The organism is Pseudomonas sp. GW823-FHT01D03 (assembly GCF_058798255.1).
This window is the reverse complement of the sequence record NZ_JBXAKK010000001.1, coordinates 907217-924139: the sequence shown is the minus strand read 5'-3', so window position 1 is coordinate 924139 and position 16923 is coordinate 907217. Positions and strand designations below refer to the sequence as shown.

Here is a 16923-nt window from a genome sequence, read left to right as displayed (position 1 = left end):
GGCTGGTGATTCCGGCGTCAGCAATTCACCACCCGGTCTGTAAGGCTGCTGAAAGCAAGGCTCTTTATATTCAGCAGCCGCCACAGACGGATAACCGGGCCCACCCGGAGACACGCCTGATGAGCGAGCTTTTTTACAACGCTGTGCCCAACGCCACTCGCGTCGCACCGCCACTGCCCGAACCTCGGCAGTACCCCAGCGAGAAGCCGTCGCGGGTCTATCTGTTCGGCACCTGCGTAGTCGACCTGTTCTACCCCGAAGCGGGGATGGACGCGATCCACTTGCTGGAGCGCGAAGGGATCAAGGTCGAGTACCCGCAAGGGCAGAGCTGCTGCGGACAACCGGCCTACACCTCGGGTTACACCGAGCAGGCGCGGACGGTCGCGCGCTCGCAACTGGCGCTGTTTGCCGGGGATTATCCGGTGGTGGTGCCGTCGGGTTCCTGCGCGGGCATGCTGCGCGAGCATTACGCCGACTTGTTCAAGGACGAGCCGCAAACGTTGAAACAGGTGCAGGCCCTCGCGGCCCGCACCTATGAACTGGCCGAGTTTCTGCTGTTCGTCTGCAAGGTGCAGCTCAAGGACAGCGGTGAGCCGGTGAAAGTCGCGCTGCACACCTCGTGTTCGGCACGCCGCGAAATGAACACCCACCTGCACGGCCGTGAGTTGTTGGCGCAGTTGAGCAACGTGGAACGGGTCAACCATGACCATGAAAGCGAATGCTGTGGCTTCGGCGGGACATTCAGCGTCCGTATGCCAGACATTTCCGGCGCGATGGTGGCTGACAAGACCAAAGCGTTGAAGGATTCCGGCGCGCACAAGGTGTTGAGCGCCGACTGTGGCTGTTTGATGAACATCAACGGCGCATTGGAGAAACAAAAGGAAGCGCTGCGCGGGCAACATCTCGCCAGCTTTCTGTGGCAACGAACCGGAGGTGCGCAATGAGCACCTCGACGATTATTCCTACGGTTGCCGTAGAAGAAGATTTCCGCACCCGGGCACACAACGCCCTGGGTGATCAGCAGCTACGGAACAACTTCCGCACTGCGATGGATTCATTGATGACCAAACGGGCAGCGGCTTTCAGCGATGCCCACGAAAGAGAACACTTGCGCGCCCTGGGCAACTCGATCAGGGCGCGTGCGCTCTCCAAGTTGCCCGACCTGCTCGAGCAACTGGAACAGAACCTGACCCGCAACGGTGTGACAGTGCACTGGGCGGAAACGGTGGACGAGGCCAATGGCATCGTCCTTTCGATCATCCGCGCTCACGAGGCGCGGCAAGTGATCAAGGGCAAATCGATGGTCAGCGAAGAGATGGAGATGAACCATTTCCTCGAGGCTCAAGGTGTTGAATGCCTGGAGTCCGACATGGGGGAATACATCGTCCAGCTCGACCACGAGAAGCCTTCACACATCATTATGCCGGCGATCCACAAGAATGCCGGTCAGGTCGCGTCCTTGTTCCACGACAAACTTGGCGTGGAGTACACCAAGGACGTTGACCAACTCATTCAGATCGGTCGCAGAGTCCTGCGGCAGAAATTCTTCGAAGCGGACATCGGCGTTTCCGGCGTCAACTTCGCCGTGGCCGAAACCGGCACCCTGCTGCTGGTGGAAAACGAAGGCAACGGCCGCATGACCACCACCGTGCCGCCGGTGCACATCGCCGTCACCGGCATCGAAAAGGTCGTGGAAAACCTGCGCGACGTGGTGCCGCTGTTGTCGCTGCTGACCCGCTCGGCGCTGGGCATTCCGATCACCACTTACGTCAACATGATCTCCGGCCCGCGCAAGGAACATGAACTCGACGGCCCGCAGGAAGTACATCTGGTGCTGCTCGATAACGGTCGCAGCCAGGCCTTCGCCGACAGCGAACTGCGCCAGACCCTCAACTGCATCCGCTGCGGTGCCTGCATGAACCATTGCCCGGTCTACACCCGCGTCGGTGGTCACACCTATGGCGAGGTGTACCCGGGACCGATCGGCAAAATCATCACGCCGCACATGGTCGGTCTGACGAAAGTCCCGGATCACCCGAGCGCTTCGTCGTTGTGCGGTGCCTGCGGTGAAGTGTGCCCGGTGAAAATTCCGATCCCTGCGATCCTGCGGCGCCTGCGCGAAGAAAACGTCAAAGCTCCGGACAGTCCGCATCAAGTAATGCGCGGCCAGGGCAGCAAATATTCGCGCAAGGAGCGCCTCATCTGGAACGCCTGGGCGAAACTCAACAGCTCGCCGACGCTGTATCGGTTGTTCGGTTTCTTTGCCACGCGCCTGCGCGCCCTGACCCCGAGCAACGTCGGCCCGTGGACGCAAAACCACAGCGCACCAAAACCCGCCGCCCGCTCACTGCACGACATGGCCCGCGAGCATCTGGGCAAACAGGGAGACCGCTGATGAGCGCCAAGCAAAATATCCTCGCCAAGCTACGGAAAAGTCTGACCGGCACCACGCCGATTGCCGACGACTTCGATGTCGACCTGGTGACTCAGCCTTACACCTACAGCGCCGAGCAACGTATCCCGCAACTGCGCAAACTGATGGAAGCGGTGCACACCGAGATCCATCTGACTACCGGCGCAGACTGGCCCGCGCTGCTCGCGCAATTGCTGGGTGATCGCCAACTGCCAAGCCTGCTGATCGCACCGACTACACCCCACGGGCAGCGCATCACACAGCACTGGGCGACCAATCCTGATCTGCCGGCACTGAAGTCCTACAACCGGCCGATGGAAGAATGGAAAGCCGAGCTGTTCAACGACACCCCGGCCAGCCTTACTGGCACCCTCGGTGCCATCGCCGCCACCGGCAGCCTGATTCTCTGGCCCACCCGTGAAGAACCGCGACTGATGAGCCTGGTGCCGCCGGTGCATTTCGCCCTGCTCAAGGCCAGTGAAATCCGCGACAACTTCTATCAGGTGCAACAGGAGTTCGAGTGGGCCCAAGGCATGCCGACCAACGCACTGCTGGTGTCCGGCCCGTCGAAAACCGCCGACATCGAGCAAGTGCTGGCCTACGGCGCTCACGGCCCGAAAGATCTGGTGGTACTGATCCTGGAGGACCAATGACGCTTCCGGTGAATTTCCTGCGCGATGCGCAGCAACTGATTCCAGCAGATCGCCGTTTCGACGATCCACTGTCGACCTTAGCCTTCGGCACCGACGCCAGTTTTTATCGGCTGATTCCCAAACTGGTGATCCGCGTCGAGTCCGAGGACGAAGTGGTGGCGCTGCTGAAACTGGCCCAGCGCGATCAAGTCCCGGTGACCTTCCGCGCCGCCGGCACCAGCCTTTCCGGGCAGGCGATCAGCGATTCGGTGCTGATTGTGCTGGGGGATAACTGGAACGCTCGCGAGATTCGTGATCAAGGCCTGCAAATCCGTCTGCAGCCGGGCGTGATTGGCGCACAAGCCAACGCGTGGCTGGCACCGTTCGGGCGCAAGATTGGCCCGGACCCGGCGTCGATCAACGCCTGCAAGATCGGCGGCATCGTCGCCAACAACGCCAGCGGGATGTGCTGCGGCACCGCGCAAAATACCTATCACACACTGGCCGGAATTCGCCTGGTACTCGCCGACGGCACCCGTCTCGACACCGAAGACGCCGCCAGTGTCGCCGCTTTCCGCGTCAGCCACGGCGATCTGCTGGAGCGCTTGGCGACATTGGGCCGCGAGACCCGCGCCAACGCTGAACTGGCTGCGAGAATTCGCCACAAATACCGTCTGAAAAATACCACCGGTCTGTCACTCAACGCCCTGGTGGATTTCGACGATCCTGTGGATATCCTGAGCCACCTGCTCGTCGGATCCGAAGGTACCCTCGGCTTCATCAGCGCGGTGACCTACGACACGGTGATCGACCACCCGAACAAGGCCTCGGCGCTGATCGTGTTCCCGGATGTGGAAACCTGCTGCAACGCGGTCACCGTGCTGAAAAGCCAACCGGTGTCTGCCGTAGAGTTGCTCGATCGGCGCAGTCTGCGCTCGGTGCAGGACAAACCAGGAATGCCGGATTTCGTACAGCAGCTGTCGAATAATGCCTGCGCGCTGCTGATCGAATCCCGCGCCGCCTCTTCCACTTTGCTGCAGGAACAACTGGCGCAGATCATGGCTTCGCTGACCCGTTTCCCGGTGGAAAAACAGGTCGATTTCACTGAAGATCCGGCCGAGAACGCCAAGCTCTGGGCCATCCGCAAGGACACCTTCCCCGCCGTCGGCGCGGTGCGCAAAACCGGCACCACGGTGATCATCGAAGACGTGACCTTCCCCGTCGAACAACTGGCTATCGGCGTCAATCGCCTGATCGAGCTGTTCGACAAACATGCCTACGACGAAGCGATCCTTTTCGGACACGCACTGGAAGGCAATCTGCACTTCGTCTTCACCCAAGGCTTCAACAGTCCGGAAGAAGTCGCACGCTATCAGGCGTTCATGGTCGACGTGGCGCAACTGGTGGCGGTGGAGTTCGGCGGTTCGCTCAAGGCTGAACACGGCACCGGGCGCAACATGGCGCCGTTCGTTGAGCTGGAATGGGGCAGCGATGCCTATCAGTTGATGTGGCAGCTTAAACGTCTGCTCGACCCTAGCGGCATCCTCAACCCGGACGTGGTGCTCAGCGAAGATCCGCAGATCCACCTTAAGCACCTGAAGCCGCTGCCGGCGGCTGACGAGATTGTCGATAAATGCATCGAGTGCGGCTTCTGCGAACCGGTCTGCCCGTCGAAAGGCCTGACCCTTAGCCCGCGCCAGCGCATCGTCATCTGGCGTGACATTCAGGCGAAGAAGCGTGCCGGCGTTGACACCACCGAGCTGGAACAAGCCTACGAATACCAAGGCATCGAAACCTGTGCCGCGACAGGCTTGTGCGCTCAACGTTGCCCCGTAGGCATCAATACCGGCGATCTGGTGAAAAAGCTCCGCGCCCGTAACGCCACGCATCAGAAAACCGCTGACTGGATCGAAGGAAATTTCGCCAAGACCCTGCAAGGCGCACGCTTCACCCTGCACGTGGCCAACGGCGCACGGATGCTGCTCGGCGCACCGCGTCTGGCGAAGCTGTCGGCAACCCTGACGCGCTTGTCCAAAGGCCAGGTGCCGCTGTGGACCAGCGCGATGCCGCAACCGGAGAAAGCCGTGCGCTTCAGCCCGAGCGTGTCCGACGAACGCCCGCGTGTGGTGTATCTGGCGGCCTGCGTCTCACGGGTAATGGGCCCGGCAGCCGGCGACAAGGAGCAAATGTCGCTGTACGACAAAACCCGTGGTTTGCTGGAAAAGGCCGGTTACCAAGTGGTGTTCCCGGACAATCAGGACAACCTCTGCTGCGGTCAGCCGTTTGCCTCCAAAGGCTACGCCGAGCAGGCCGAACACAAGCGTCAGGAGTTGATCAGCGCCCTCCTCCATGCCAGTCGTGGCGGGCTCGATCCGATCTATTGCGACACCAGCCCCTGCACCTTGCGTCTGGTGCAGGACGTGGGAAATGTTCGCCTGGATCTGTACGACCCGGTGCGCTTCATCCGTACGCATCTTCTTGATCGACTGGAGTTCACCCCGCAAGAGGCACCGATTGCGGTTCACGTGACCTGCAGCACGCAGCATCTGGGCGAGAGCCAGGCGCTGATCGATCTGGCGCGCAAATGCAGCAAAACCGTGGTGATTCCGGAAGGCATTCATTGTTGCGGGTTTGCCGGTGACAAGGGCTTCACCACCCCGGAGCTGAACAGCCATTCGCTGCGCACGCTCAAGGACGCGGTGCAACATTGCAGCGAAGGTATTTCCACCAGCCGCACCTGTGAGATCGGCCTGACGCAACACGGCGGCATCGACTATCACGGACTGGTCTATCTGGTGGATCGGGTGACCCGGGCCAAGGCCTGCTGAAGAAAAATAGAACCCTTGCGTGCGACCGTAGTCCACAGAACAGACCCCGAAAATCGGGGCTTTTCTTCCACTCGGTTGCCCGTCCTGACGGCCAGCGCAGTCTGGATCCCTCAGTTCAAGGAGATACACATGAAACGTTCTGTACTGTTAGGTCTGTTCGTTACTGCCTCGATGATGGCCTCCACCTCGTTCGCCGCCGACAAGCCTGCCGACCTGTGCGATGCCAATATCCAAGAGATCAACAATCTCAAGGCTCAGCTGGCAGCGTCGCCAGAAAAAACCCAGATTGCTGAAACCAGTTTGAGCAAAGCCCAGGCGCTCAAAGCCCAAGGCAAAATCGACGACTGCGTTGCAGAAACCTCGAAAACCAAACTGGATCTGCAAAAAGCTAGCGGTACCAACAACTGATCAAAACCCCAAAGCCAACCTTCGGGTTGGCCTTGGGGTCTGATTGGCGTACACTGCGCAGGCTTGTTGCCTCACCTGATGTACGAGGCAATGAGTTCGGGGCCGATTAGGATTCGACGCCGGTGACGAAACTTTAGGTGCATGCCGACTTGGTAACAGAAGTCGTAAATCCACTGTTGCAACTTCTTATAGTTGCCAATGACGACCAATACGGTGCTGCTCTCGCTGCTTAATTGCAGCTGACATGCACTCCTGGTGCCTTCGGGCCCAGCAATCATCAGGGGATGTCTGTAAACCCGAAATGATTGTCATATAGAACAGAATCGCCGTGCAGTACGTTGTGGACGAAGCGGCTAAAACTTACACAACTCGCCCAAAGCACCCTGCCCGTCGGGTCGCTGAGGGTTAACTTAATAGACACGGCTACGCATGTAGTACCGACAGCGGAGCACTGGCGGACGGGGGTTCAAATCCCCCCGGCTCCACCAACTCAACCAAAAAAGACGTCCATGGACGTCTTTTTTTGTTTCTGAAATCTAGTAAATACAAGGATTTCAGCGCCATCGAACTTCATAGATGGCACTTCACGCAGATCCATTTTGAAATGTGTTCCAACACGTATCCCAAGCCTGTGGATGCAAATTCAGGATAAATGAACAACGTTGTAGTACCCATGGACGCCCAAGCCTTATGCCTTTCAGACCTGAAAATCAGAGCGATAAACCCAAAGCCAAGAGCTACACACCGACACACAGCAACGCTGCATTAACTTCCACCGGCTAAGGACTTAGCTTCTATTACAGCCAACCTTCACACAGCTTCGACGCTTGGTCGAGAATCATCTGCGCCGCATCCTCAGCCTTATCCGGGGGATACTTGTATTTACGCAAAATCCGCCGCACCAGGATCCGCAGCTTAGCCCTAACGCTTTCTCGGCTACTCCAGTCGACACTGACATTGGCCCGCAGACTGGCAGTGAGCTCATGGGCAATTTTCGCCAGAATTTCATCACCCAACTCACGCACAGAAGCTTCATTAGTCGCCAATGCATCGTAAAACGCTAACTCATCATCGTTCAGCCCAAGTACATCACCGCGCTTGCTGGCCTGGGCGAATTTTTTGGCCATTTCAATCAGTTCTTCAATGACCTGCGCCGTTTCAATGGAACGGTTCTGGTAGCGTTTGATGACGTTACCCAACAACTCAGAGAATTTCTTCTCTTGAGTCAGGTTAGAGCTGTAACGGCTTTTGATTTCGCCTTCGAGCAATCGCTCCAGAAGCTCCACTGCCAGGTTTCTTTCTGGAAGGTTGCGCACCTCTGCGAGAAACGCGTCATCGAGCAAGCCGATGTTAGGTTTTTCTAGGCCCACCGCCTCGAAAATATCTACAACATCACCAGAGACCACTGCATTGCCGATGATTTGTCGAATAGCTAACTCGCGCTCTTCGTCGGTTTTTTTATGCTGACTGACTTCGCGCTTGATCAGAATGACCTTAATAGCCTGAAAGAATGCCACCTCTTCGCGAACGGCTTTGGCCTCATCCAGCGTGCAGCACAAAGTAAATGCCTTACCCATGGCCAACGCGTTATCAGCAAACCGCTTTTTTCCATCTTCCATTCCCAGGATATGGTTAGCTGCGCCGGCCAGCAGTTTGTGTCCGCCCGTGAGGAAGTCACCGTAATCGAAGCCATGTAGCAGGCTGCGCAGAACGTCGAGTTTCTCCTCTAACACCGAATAAGCTTCGTATGCATCCACCGTCGGCCGGCCTTTGCCTTTGCTGCCGGTGTACTCCTTGAGCGCGGCCTTCAGTTCGTTGGCAATGCCGATGTAATCCACCACCAGGCCACCCTGCTTGTCGTTGAAAACCCGGTTAACCCGGGCAATAGCTTGCATCAGGTTGTGGCCCTTCATGGGTTTATCCACGTACAAGGTATGAACGCAAGGAGCATCAAACCCGGTCAGCCACATGTCGCGGACAATCACAAGCTTGAGGGGATCCAGCGGATCCTTGAAACGCTTCTCCAAGCGCTTTTTGACCTGCCCAGAATAGATATGCGGGCGCAGCAAAGCCTTATCCGATGCGCTGCCCGTCATCACGATCTTGATTGCACCTTTCTCGGGATCCTCGTCGTGCCACTCTGGACGCCGAGCGATGATCTCGTTGTATAGGTGCACACAGATCTCGCGACTCATCGCGACCACCATGGCCTTGCCGGGCATCTGCTCCATACTGACCAACCCCAGATTACGCGCCTCAAAGTGCGTGATCAGATCCGACGCAATGCTCCGAATCCTTGGCTCTGCCCCTACGACCTTTTCCAACGCAGCCCATCGGCTTTTCAGTCGCGACTGCTGGTCGTCTTCTTCGTCTTCTGCCAACTCATCGACCTGATCGTCGATCGTAGGTAGCTCGCTCTCTTTCAGCGACAGTTTGGCCAAGCGCGACTCATAATAGATGGCGACGGTCGCCCCATCTTCAGTGGCCTGCTGCATGTCATAGACGTGAATGTACTCACCAAAAACCGAGCGCGTGTCACGGTCCTCACCGGATACTGGGGTACCAGTAAAAGCGACAAAAGTGGCGTTCGGCAGCGCGTTACGCAAATGATGAGCAAAACCAACCTGATAACGGGCTTTGCTCTCGGCAACTTGAAGCCCAGTAGGAACTTTCAGCTCAGCGTTAAAACCATATTGAGTGCGATGAGCTTCATCGGCGATAACTACAATGTTTGGCCGCAAGGACAATACCGGGAAGCTGTCTTCATCGACTCCAGGCATAAATTTCTGGATGGTCGCGAACACAATACCGCCACTAGGACGGTTGGCCAGCTTGGCACGCAAGTCACCACGCGATTCCACCTGGACTGGTTGCTCACGCAGCAACTCCTGGGACAACGAGAACACCCCGAATAACTGACCATCCAGATCATTACGATCAGTGATCACCACAATGGTTGGGTTCTCCATTGCCGCTTCCTGCATCACCCGCGCAGCAAAACACGTCATGGTGATGCTTTTGCCCGAACCTTGCGTATGCCAGACCACCCCGCCTTTATGACTACCGCCGGGACGCGATGCCGTTACCACCTGTTGAATGGCGGCGCGAACGGCGTGGAATTGGTGATAACCGGCAGTTTTTTTTACCAGATGGCCGTCGTCTTCGAACAACACGAAGTAACGCAAGTAGTCGAGCAACATCTCTGGTACTAGAGCACCGCGTACCAATGTCTCCAGCTCGTTGAATTGCCCCAATGGGTCGAGATCCTGGCCGTCGATGGTCCGCCAGTTCATGAAGCGCTCGAGATCCGCAGACAATGAACCCATGCGGGCTTCACTACCGTCGGAAATCACCAAGACTTCGTTGTATTGGAACAGGTCCGGAATCTGCTCTTTATAGGTCTGGATTTGATCAAAGGCTTTACCCAGATCAGCCTTCACATCTGCAGGGTTTTTCAGTTCGAGCTATACCAACGGCAGCCCGTTAACAAACAAGATGATGTCCGGACGCCGAGTGTGTTTCGGCCCCTGGATACTGAACTGATTAGCCGCCACCCAGTCATTGGCTTTCACATCAGCCCAATCGATCAGGCGAACGAAGTCTCCTCGGGTTTCACCGTCTTTTTGATACTGCACGGGTACACCGCCGACCAGCAGGCGATGGAACAAGCGGTTAGCCGACAACTGCACCGGCAGTCCCAACTCTAGCACCTGCTTTAGCGCATCTTCACGCGCAGCTACTGGGACCTTTGGATTGAGCCTCGCCATGACATTGCGCAGGCGCTCGGCAAGCACCACCTGGCGATAGTTTTCACGCTCAGGTTGCTCGCCATCATGAGCGATATTCGGCCCATACAAATGGGCATACCCCACCTCTGCCAGCCAGCCGAGGGTCTCCTGCTCCAATTGGTCTTCGGTCATTCCAACTCACTTCCTGTGTTCAGATCACCGGCCAATTCGGCCTCAATCTCGGCAATGCTCGGCAGATTTCGGCCTAGGGTTTCGGGCAAGTCACGCAGCAATTGGTATTCGGCAACGCCGATGGGTTTGTCAATGCCCGACAAAGCGTATTCGGCCACCAAGCGGTTTTGCTGTTTGCACAGCAGCAGGCCGATGGTGGGTTTGTCATCCTCGGCCTTGATCTGCGCATCCACTGCTGCCAGATAAAAATTCAGCTGGCCAGCGTGTTCGGGCTTGAAAGCCGTCGCCTTGAGCTCCACCACTACATAACACTTGAGGCGGGTGTGATAGAACAGCAAATCGATGAAGAACTCATCACCGCCCACATCAAGGCGAAACTGGCGGCCGACGAAAGCAAAGCCTGCGCCTAGCTCCAGCAAGAAACGAGTGATATGGCGGATCAGTCCATCTTCAATATCACGCTCGTGAGCATCGGCGCCCAAGCCAAGAAAGTCGAAGAGGTAGGGGTCTTTCAGGGTTTCGTGAGCCAACGCCGACTCCGCAGCCGGTAAACGTGCAACAAAGTTAGTGACTGCGGCGCCCTGACGCTGCTGCAAGCGGTTCTTGATATTTTGCTCCAGCGTGCTGCGTGACCAACCAAGCAAGACGGTTTGCTGCGCATACCACTCACGCTCGGCAGGGCTGGCCAGCTTGGTCAACAGGGTCACCACATGGAACCAGGGCAATTGGGCAGCAGGCTGCTGCCCAAATAGACCATTGGGACAATGCTGAGCAAAAAACGCCATGTACTTGAGGTTACGGCTGGAAAAACCACGGATATCGGGAAAGGCATCGGAAAGGTCGCGCGCCAATCGCTCAATGACTTTCGCGCCCCAAGCGTTAACCTGCTGACGTCGCCTGATTTCCGTTCCGATCCGATGATACAGTTGCACCAACTCTGCGTTGACGGCCAGTGCAGCACGTTGCCGCGCTTGAGCAATATCGGCTTTAAGCTGAGTCAGCCAGTCGGCGTAGCCTTCGGGCAGTGCGGAAATCGTTTCTTTAGTCACTCACTGGCCTCCCACTCCTTGGCCGACACCTCACCAGTCTGGTGAAAACGACGTATACGGCCGATGAACTCGGCGAAGTCCGTATTCTCTTCAGTCAGTCGATTGCACATATCCCAGTCGATTTCGCGACGTTCGCGAGCAGGGATTAGAATTTGGCTTTCTGCAGGGTTCTCTACGTCTAGCTGTATCACGCCTATACCATGGGCCGAGGCGAGCATCCGTAACTCTTTGAGCGTGCCGTCCCCCTCCACAGTGGCTGCCACCAAGTAGCTTAAATGCGCCCAAGATGAGTTGGATACTGCTTGGAAGAAGCTCTTGCGTGCATTGGAACGATTGAGCAGCAGCTTGACCTCGAACGACCACAGACGGGCACGACGCTCGCCCAACACGCGGACGCAGTCACGTAAATCTGGTGTCCAGTCAGCAGTCAGGTCTTCTAGGCCTACCAGATCCGGATGCAACCATTCGTTGCCACCGCTGCCCGCACGGTTGGATGAGCGTTTTTCGTTAATCCGCATGGCGTACACCCGCTGCTCGTCAGTCAGCAGGTATTCCGCCACAAACGGATAGAGTGCATGTTCACGCAACGGCGAAGGTTCAGGCAGGTCTGACGGTACAAGCGATACCCCTTCAGCCGCCGCTACCTCCGCGTTGGCATCCATGTCAGACCAATAGTAGTGCCGTGGCCTTCCTTCGGTCGTTTTCAGTTGAGGGTGCATCTGCTGCCAACGCGGGCGTGAACCAGAAATCTCCGCCACCAGTTGCTGCACCAGATCATTGTCAGTTTGAATGTAGCTGGCACTACCAGCTTTCTTGATCGCGCATTCTTCAGGAAACTGCTCGAATATCGATTGCGCCAGTTCGCGGGCGGTCTGCTGGGTATCGGGCAGGCTTTGCAGGCGCTCGATGACACGTTGCCGGAGGTTCAGAGCCAAATCAGATAGCCTCCGACAACATATTTTTGATAGAAGCTTCGGTTTCTGGCAGGTGCGGCTGACCGGAGATCAGACGGGGCAGCAGGGTGTCGCGAAGTTGGGTGATGGCGCGCATTTGATCCATATTGTTCTGACCACGCTCCGCAAGAGCTTCGGCTATCGACGAAAACTCGTGCACAAGTGCATGTGGCGGACAAACAAATTGATAAGTACCTACACCATCTTTTGCCAAATGCAAGACTGTCGTACCTGACGTGTGGGCGAAGGTATGGTTCTGAAATGATTCTGTACGAAACAGCCCATATAAATACTGCCGACTTACTTTCGCTGTATCTGGACGAACAACTCCAACATCAAGTGAAGCAACGAGAGTCTGATAATCTTCAACCCCAACAACGATTGCGGGTTTACCTATTAACTCCGCAGCTTGAGTAACATCGGTATAAGCAACAATGAGATCTCCTGACATAACAACTTGGCTAGACTTGTAATTCCCGACGTATGGTTTAAAACCGTCTAGCCGAAACCCCCCACCACGGGCAAAAGACTTAAGTGTAACAAGTGCGGTGTGATGAGTTCCCACGAGGTCTTTGCTTGAATATGATTTTCCTTTGACCACCTCTGCGACATCAGCAACACTGACAACCTCCCATCCCCTCGGCACCAACCCCAGCTCGGACTCTTCAAAATTGTCGGGAAACAGAGCCGCGGTACCTGCATCCATGCCTTCGGGCACAATCCCTTCCGCGTTGGCACGCACCGGATTGAAATCGACAAACCAGGACTTGAACAGCGCCTGGGCGATAGCTTCCAAGGTGGTGTTGGCTTCGCGGAGCAGAGTGATTCGATCTTCTAATGCATCAAGCAGCTCGGATACTGACCGCTGTTGCTCAATTGCTGGAAGAGTAATTTTGAGGCGCTTTTGATCGGTAAGGCTTAAATATGGCGCCATATCAGTCGAACGGGACATCGACTGAAGTTGTAAGTTGAACTCTACCCCACGAGACCACGCGCGTAAAAAACCTTGACACAGCACTGACTCATCTCGAGATCGCCAGAAGCTCAGGTGTGGAGAATAAACAAACTCAGGCATCCCGCTAGTAACAAATGCAATACGTCCAGTACTATTTCCCTTTGTCGTGACTACAACATCACCAAGGTGAGACACCTTACCTTTGAATCTTGATTTATCAATCACCTTAAAATGATCAACACCATCAAAATCAATATGAGTATCTTTGACGTGCCCGGCTCGCAAAAAAATCAGTCCATTGCCACCCAGCTCATTGTTCTTCGCTCGATACCCATCACCGATCTCGAGTACTCCTTGATCAATAAGCTCTGAGAATACCTTGGGAACAGGCTTCGATATTAGATCGGCAGCCTGTCGAAAAACCTGACTTTCGAGATCGCTGGCTCTACGTTCAGAAGTCATAACCGAGACCTCCCAGTTTCTGCCGAATGAGCTGGTCGAGTTTCACGCCCTTGGCCATCTGCTCGCCCAACAAGGTGGTGAGGTTCTGCATTTTTTCAGTAAAAGCTTCGTCATCGTCCTCCACCGTTTCAGCACCGACATAGCGACCGGGAGTGAGTACATGACTATTCTGGGCGATTTCTGCCAAAGCCACGCTGCGGCAGAAGCCAGGAATGTCGACGTAGTCAGCAATGTCTCCGCCAATATCCAACGGTTCGCCACGCCAGTTGGCCACGGTTTGAGCTATGAGTTCAATATCACTGTCTAGCAGTTCGATCTGTACCCGGCTGACGTTAGTACCGAGTTGACGTGCGTCGATAAACAGCACCTCGCCAGGACGAGCAACTTTTTGTTTGGTCAGAAACCACAGACAAGCCGGGATTTGGGTGTTGAAGAACAACTGACCAGGCAGCGCGACCATCACTTCCACCACATCGGCCTCAACCATCGCCTTGCGAATCTCGCCTTCGCTGTTCTGGCTAGAGCTCATCGAGCCATTAGCTAGAACGATGCCGGCACGGCCGCCGGACTTGAGGTGAAACAGCATGTGTTGCAACCAGGCATAGTTGGCATTGCCTTGCGGCGGCGTGCCATAAACCCAGCGCGGATCTCCTTCGAGGGTCTTGTGCCACCAGTCGCTGATGTTAAACGGCGGGTTAGCCAAGACAAAGTCAGCGCGAAGATCGGTGTGCTGGTTGCGAACGAAGGTGTCAGCCGGCTCACGACCAAGGTTGAAGTCGATACCGCGAATAGCAAGGTTCATCGCCGCCAGACGCCAGGTGGTAGGGTTGGACTCTTGGCCGTAGATGGAGACGTCGCCGAGTTTACCGCCGTGGGCTTCGATAAACTTTTCCGACTGGACGAACATACCGCCCGAACCGCAGCAGGGGTCGTAGACCTTGCCGTGGTGCGGGTTGAGTACCGCCACCAGGGTTTTTACGATGCTGGCTGGGGTGTAGAACTGACCGCCCTTCTTGCCTTCGGCACTGGCGAATTGGCCGAGAAAGTATTCATAGACTTGGCCGAGCAGGTCGCGAGCCTGGTTGGCATCACCATCGAAACCAATAGTAGAGATCAAGTCGACCAACTCACCGAGTTTACCGTCAGGTAGCTGGGCGCGAGCGTAACGCTTATCGAGGATGTTTTTCAGGCTGGAGTTTTCCGCCTCGATGGCAGACAAGGCCTCATCAATACGCTTGCCGATATCTACCTGTTTCGCGGCAGCACGTATTGACTCCCAGCGCGCCTCTTCCGGTACCCAGAACACATTCACTTCTTTGTAGTAGTCGCGTTCCTCCAGCTCTTGAGCCAGTAGTTCAGCATCGTCACTGTCCAGATAGTAGTCGTCGCCAGCATCGGCAAAGCGCCGAGCCAGCTCCGCGCGGCGCCCAGCAAAGCTGTCAGAAATGTACTTGAGGAAGATCAAGCCGAGGACGATGTGCTTGTACTCAGCAGCATCCATGTTGGCGCGCATCTTATCCGCAGTGGCCCACAGCGTTTTTTGCAGATCCTGCAGAGTATTGCTGGTTTGTGGGACTGTGGCCTTGCGCCCAGACTTCTTCTTTACCGACTCAGGCTCGGGGGTGACAGGACTTTCGCTGGACGAAAAACGAGCACGTGCCAGATTGAGCGCTTCTTCAGCAAGACTGCTGGCGGTCTGTTCGGCACCCTTTTGATCCGTCATGGACTACTTCCTACATTCGACGCAGATGAATTGCGTGGTAAAAATTGAAAACCCAACCACAGAGGTTCAGGCGAAGATTGCCTGCATGATAACGGGTCACCACTCCTTTCGTCTGAGTTGTAACGACCAAGAGAACGCGTACCACCTAGCAAGGCAGGGATTACCCCGAATAGGGTCAGTTCAGCGAGCTTGCAAGGCCTCAAGAAAACCCGCCACGGTCTAAACGGTATTTCAATTGGTATTCCAACCAAGAAAATCGATCTGATATTTACTCTACTAATCAACGGCCTACAGAGCCAATTTAACTTACCCCGGCTCCAACTCTCGACGACCAAGCCCGCCTTAAGCGGGGTTTGTCGCAACTGGCGTTTCATTCCTGCTTCCAATGCCCATGCCCATGCCCATGCCGATGATGCACATCCGGAAAATGCGCATGCCTATGCCGCATCGGCGTATGCACATGCAGATGGCTATGCGGCTCCACCCCATCCCATTCAAACCCATGCGTATGCTGGTGATGCTCATCGTGTGTATGCCGATGATCATGCTCAAGTAGTTCGTGCTGATGCTCATGAACATGGTTTTCCATCAGATGAATCCATACCCCCACGGCCATTAACGCCGCTGCGAGCAGGAACATCAGCGATATCGACTCGCCTAGCAGCAGAATCGAGACGCCTGCGCCGAGAAACGGTGCGGTGGAGAAGTAGGCGCCGGTGCGTGCGCTGCCGAGGCCGCGCAGGGCGAGGACGAACATTACCAGGCTGACGCCGTAGCCGAGAAAGCCGACCAGCATGATTGGCACCAGCGAGGTGGCGACGGGTAGTTGGGTGCCGATGAACAGGGCCAGTGTGCAGTTGACTAGACCGGCCACGAGGCCTTTGCTGCCGGCGATGAACAGTGCGTCTGAGGCCGAGACTTTACGGGTGAGGTTGTTGTCGATGGCCCAGCAAAAGCAGGCGAAAGCGACGGCCAACGGGCCGCTCCAGTCTTGCGCCGAGACGGTCTCTTGCGGCCAGGACAGCACGACACCGCCGGCGACGATGGCGAGCATGCCGATCACGATTCGTCGGTCGGCATTTTCCTTGAACACCACCCACGCCAGCAGCGCCGTGAGCACTGATTCGAGGTTGAGCATCAGTGACGCGCTCGCACCGGACGTTCGGGTCAGACCGAACATCAGCGCCACTGGCGCCAGCACTCCGCCAAAGCCGATGGCACCGAGCAGCCATGGCCATTCACCGGCTCCGAGCCCGGAGGGTTTCCAGCCACGATCGCGGGCAAAACGCAGGACGGTCAAGCCCAGACCGCTACCGAGATAGAGCAACCCGGCGAGCAGAATCGGCGAAATCTGTACCCCCAGCAGTTTGGCGAGGGGTGTACTGGCGCCAAACAGCGCTGCCGCAATCAATGCGTAGAGAACGCTCATATTCATGCCGGAAACACTCGCTCGGGCCGATGGAATACCGGCACCTATCATGGCAACGATCATCGCAAAACTCAGGTGAGAATTATGTGAACAGCTGATTCGTGTCAGGGAACACCTCCTCTGGCACGTGCTCAAATCCAGCAACATTTAA

10 protein-coding genes, 1 other RNA gene and 1 pseudogene are annotated in these 16923 nt (G+C 56.3%); 6 read left to right on the top strand and 6 right to left on the bottom strand.

Translation table 11 applies throughout. From position 1 onward, the window contains the following. The first annotated feature begins 119 nt into the window (after nt 1–119). The 6 genes from AC1RBR_RS03960 (at nt 120) to ssrA (ending at nt 6769) form a co-directional block, all read left to right on the top strand. Entirely contained in the window at nt 120–944 is an 825-nt protein-coding gene (locus AC1RBR_RS03960; RefSeq protein WP_115987625.1) for a (Fe-S)-binding protein, read from the top strand. Then, nucleotides 941–2395, top strand: a complete 1455-nt coding sequence (locus tag AC1RBR_RS03955) for a LutB/LldF family L-lactate oxidation iron-sulfur protein (protein ID WP_492563097.1) — start codon at nt 941–943, stop codon at nt 2393–2395. The genes AC1RBR_RS03960 and AC1RBR_RS03955 overlap by 4 nt, the downstream gene beginning before the upstream one ends. Continuing rightward, complete coding sequence (locus AC1RBR_RS03950) at nt 2395–3066, top strand: LutC/YkgG family protein (RefSeq protein ID WP_456018657.1); 672 nt, start codon at nt 2395–2397, stop codon at nt 3064–3066. The genes AC1RBR_RS03955 and AC1RBR_RS03950 overlap by 1 nt, the downstream gene beginning before the upstream one ends. Continuing rightward, a complete protein-coding gene (locus tag AC1RBR_RS03945) occupies nt 3063–5873 on the top strand; it encodes an FAD-binding and (Fe-S)-binding domain-containing protein (protein ID WP_492563095.1) in 2811 nt (936 codons plus the stop codon). Before AC1RBR_RS03950 ends, AC1RBR_RS03945 begins: the two co-directional genes overlap by 4 nt. Before the next feature lie 129 nt (nt 5874–6002). Next, nucleotides 6003–6281, top strand: coding sequence for a PA2433 domain-containing protein (locus AC1RBR_RS03940; protein ID WP_095139837.1), 279 nt, complete (start codon nt 6003–6005; stop codon nt 6279–6281). Nucleotides 6282–6379: 98 nt separating this feature from the next. Beyond that, nucleotides 6380–6769, top strand: a transfer-messenger RNA (tmRNA) gene (gene ssrA, locus AC1RBR_RS03935). Nucleotides 6770–7078: 309 nt separating this feature from the next. On the opposite strand, the pseudogene AC1RBR_RS03930 reads toward ssrA, so the two are convergent. The 6 genes and pseudogenes from AC1RBR_RS03930 to AC1RBR_RS03905 all read right to left on the bottom strand — a co-directional run bounded on the left by AC1RBR_RS03930 (nt 7079) and on the right by AC1RBR_RS03905 (nt 16778). Then, nucleotides 7079–10201, bottom strand: a pseudogene (locus AC1RBR_RS03930) (type I restriction endonuclease subunit R). After that, nucleotides 10198–11250, bottom strand: a complete 1053-nt coding sequence (locus AC1RBR_RS03925; protein ID WP_492563093.1) for a PDDEXK nuclease domain-containing protein — start codon at nt 11248–11250, stop codon at nt 10198–10200. The pseudogene AC1RBR_RS03930 and the gene AC1RBR_RS03925 overlap by 4 nt, the downstream one beginning before the upstream one ends. Then, nucleotides 11247–12185, bottom strand: coding sequence for a COG2958 family protein (locus AC1RBR_RS03920; RefSeq protein ID WP_492563091.1), 939 nt, complete (start codon nt 12183–12185; stop codon nt 11247–11249). The genes AC1RBR_RS03925 and AC1RBR_RS03920 overlap by 4 nt, the downstream gene beginning before the upstream one ends. Nucleotide 12186: 1 nt before the next feature. Further along, nucleotides 12187–13620, bottom strand: coding sequence for a restriction endonuclease subunit S (locus AC1RBR_RS03915; protein WP_492563089.1), 1434 nt, complete (start codon nt 13618–13620; stop codon nt 12187–12189). After that, nucleotides 13610–15343, bottom strand: coding sequence for a class I SAM-dependent DNA methyltransferase (locus AC1RBR_RS03910; protein WP_492563088.1), 1734 nt, complete (start codon nt 15341–15343; stop codon nt 13610–13612). The genes AC1RBR_RS03915 and AC1RBR_RS03910 overlap by 11 nt, the downstream gene beginning before the upstream one ends. 370 nt (nt 15344–15713) lie before the next feature. Further along, complete coding sequence (locus AC1RBR_RS03905; RefSeq protein ID WP_492563086.1) at nt 15714–16778, bottom strand: DMT family transporter; 1065 nt, start codon at nt 16776–16778, stop codon at nt 15714–15716. Nucleotides 16779–16923 lie beyond the last annotated feature (145 nt).

Coding starts and splice junctions, on each gene's coding strand:
- AC1RBR_RS03915 (WP_492563089.1), bottom strand. CDS start 13,620: ATGACTTCTGAACGTAGAGCCAGCGATCTCGAAAGTCAGGTTTTTCGA.
- AC1RBR_RS03940 (WP_095139837.1), top strand. CDS start 6,003: ATGAAACGTTCTGTACTGTTAGGTCTGTTCGTTACTGCCTCGATGATG.
- AC1RBR_RS03905 (WP_492563086.1), bottom strand. CDS start 16,778: ATGAATATGAGCGTTCTCTACGCATTGATTGCGGCAGCGCTGTTTGGC.
- AC1RBR_RS03910 (WP_492563088.1), bottom strand. CDS start 15,343: ATGACGGATCAAAAGGGTGCCGAACAGACCGCCAGCAGTCTTGCTGAA.
- AC1RBR_RS03960 (WP_115987625.1), top strand. CDS start 120: ATGAGCGAGCTTTTTTACAACGCTGTGCCCAACGCCACTCGCGTCGCA.
- AC1RBR_RS03945 (WP_492563095.1), top strand. CDS start 3,063: ATGACGCTTCCGGTGAATTTCCTGCGCGATGCGCAGCAACTGATTCCA.
- AC1RBR_RS03950 (WP_456018657.1), top strand. CDS start 2,395: ATGAGCGCCAAGCAAAATATCCTCGCCAAGCTACGGAAAAGTCTGACC.
- AC1RBR_RS03955 (WP_492563097.1), top strand. CDS start 941: ATGAGCACCTCGACGATTATTCCTACGGTTGCCGTAGAAGAAGATTTC.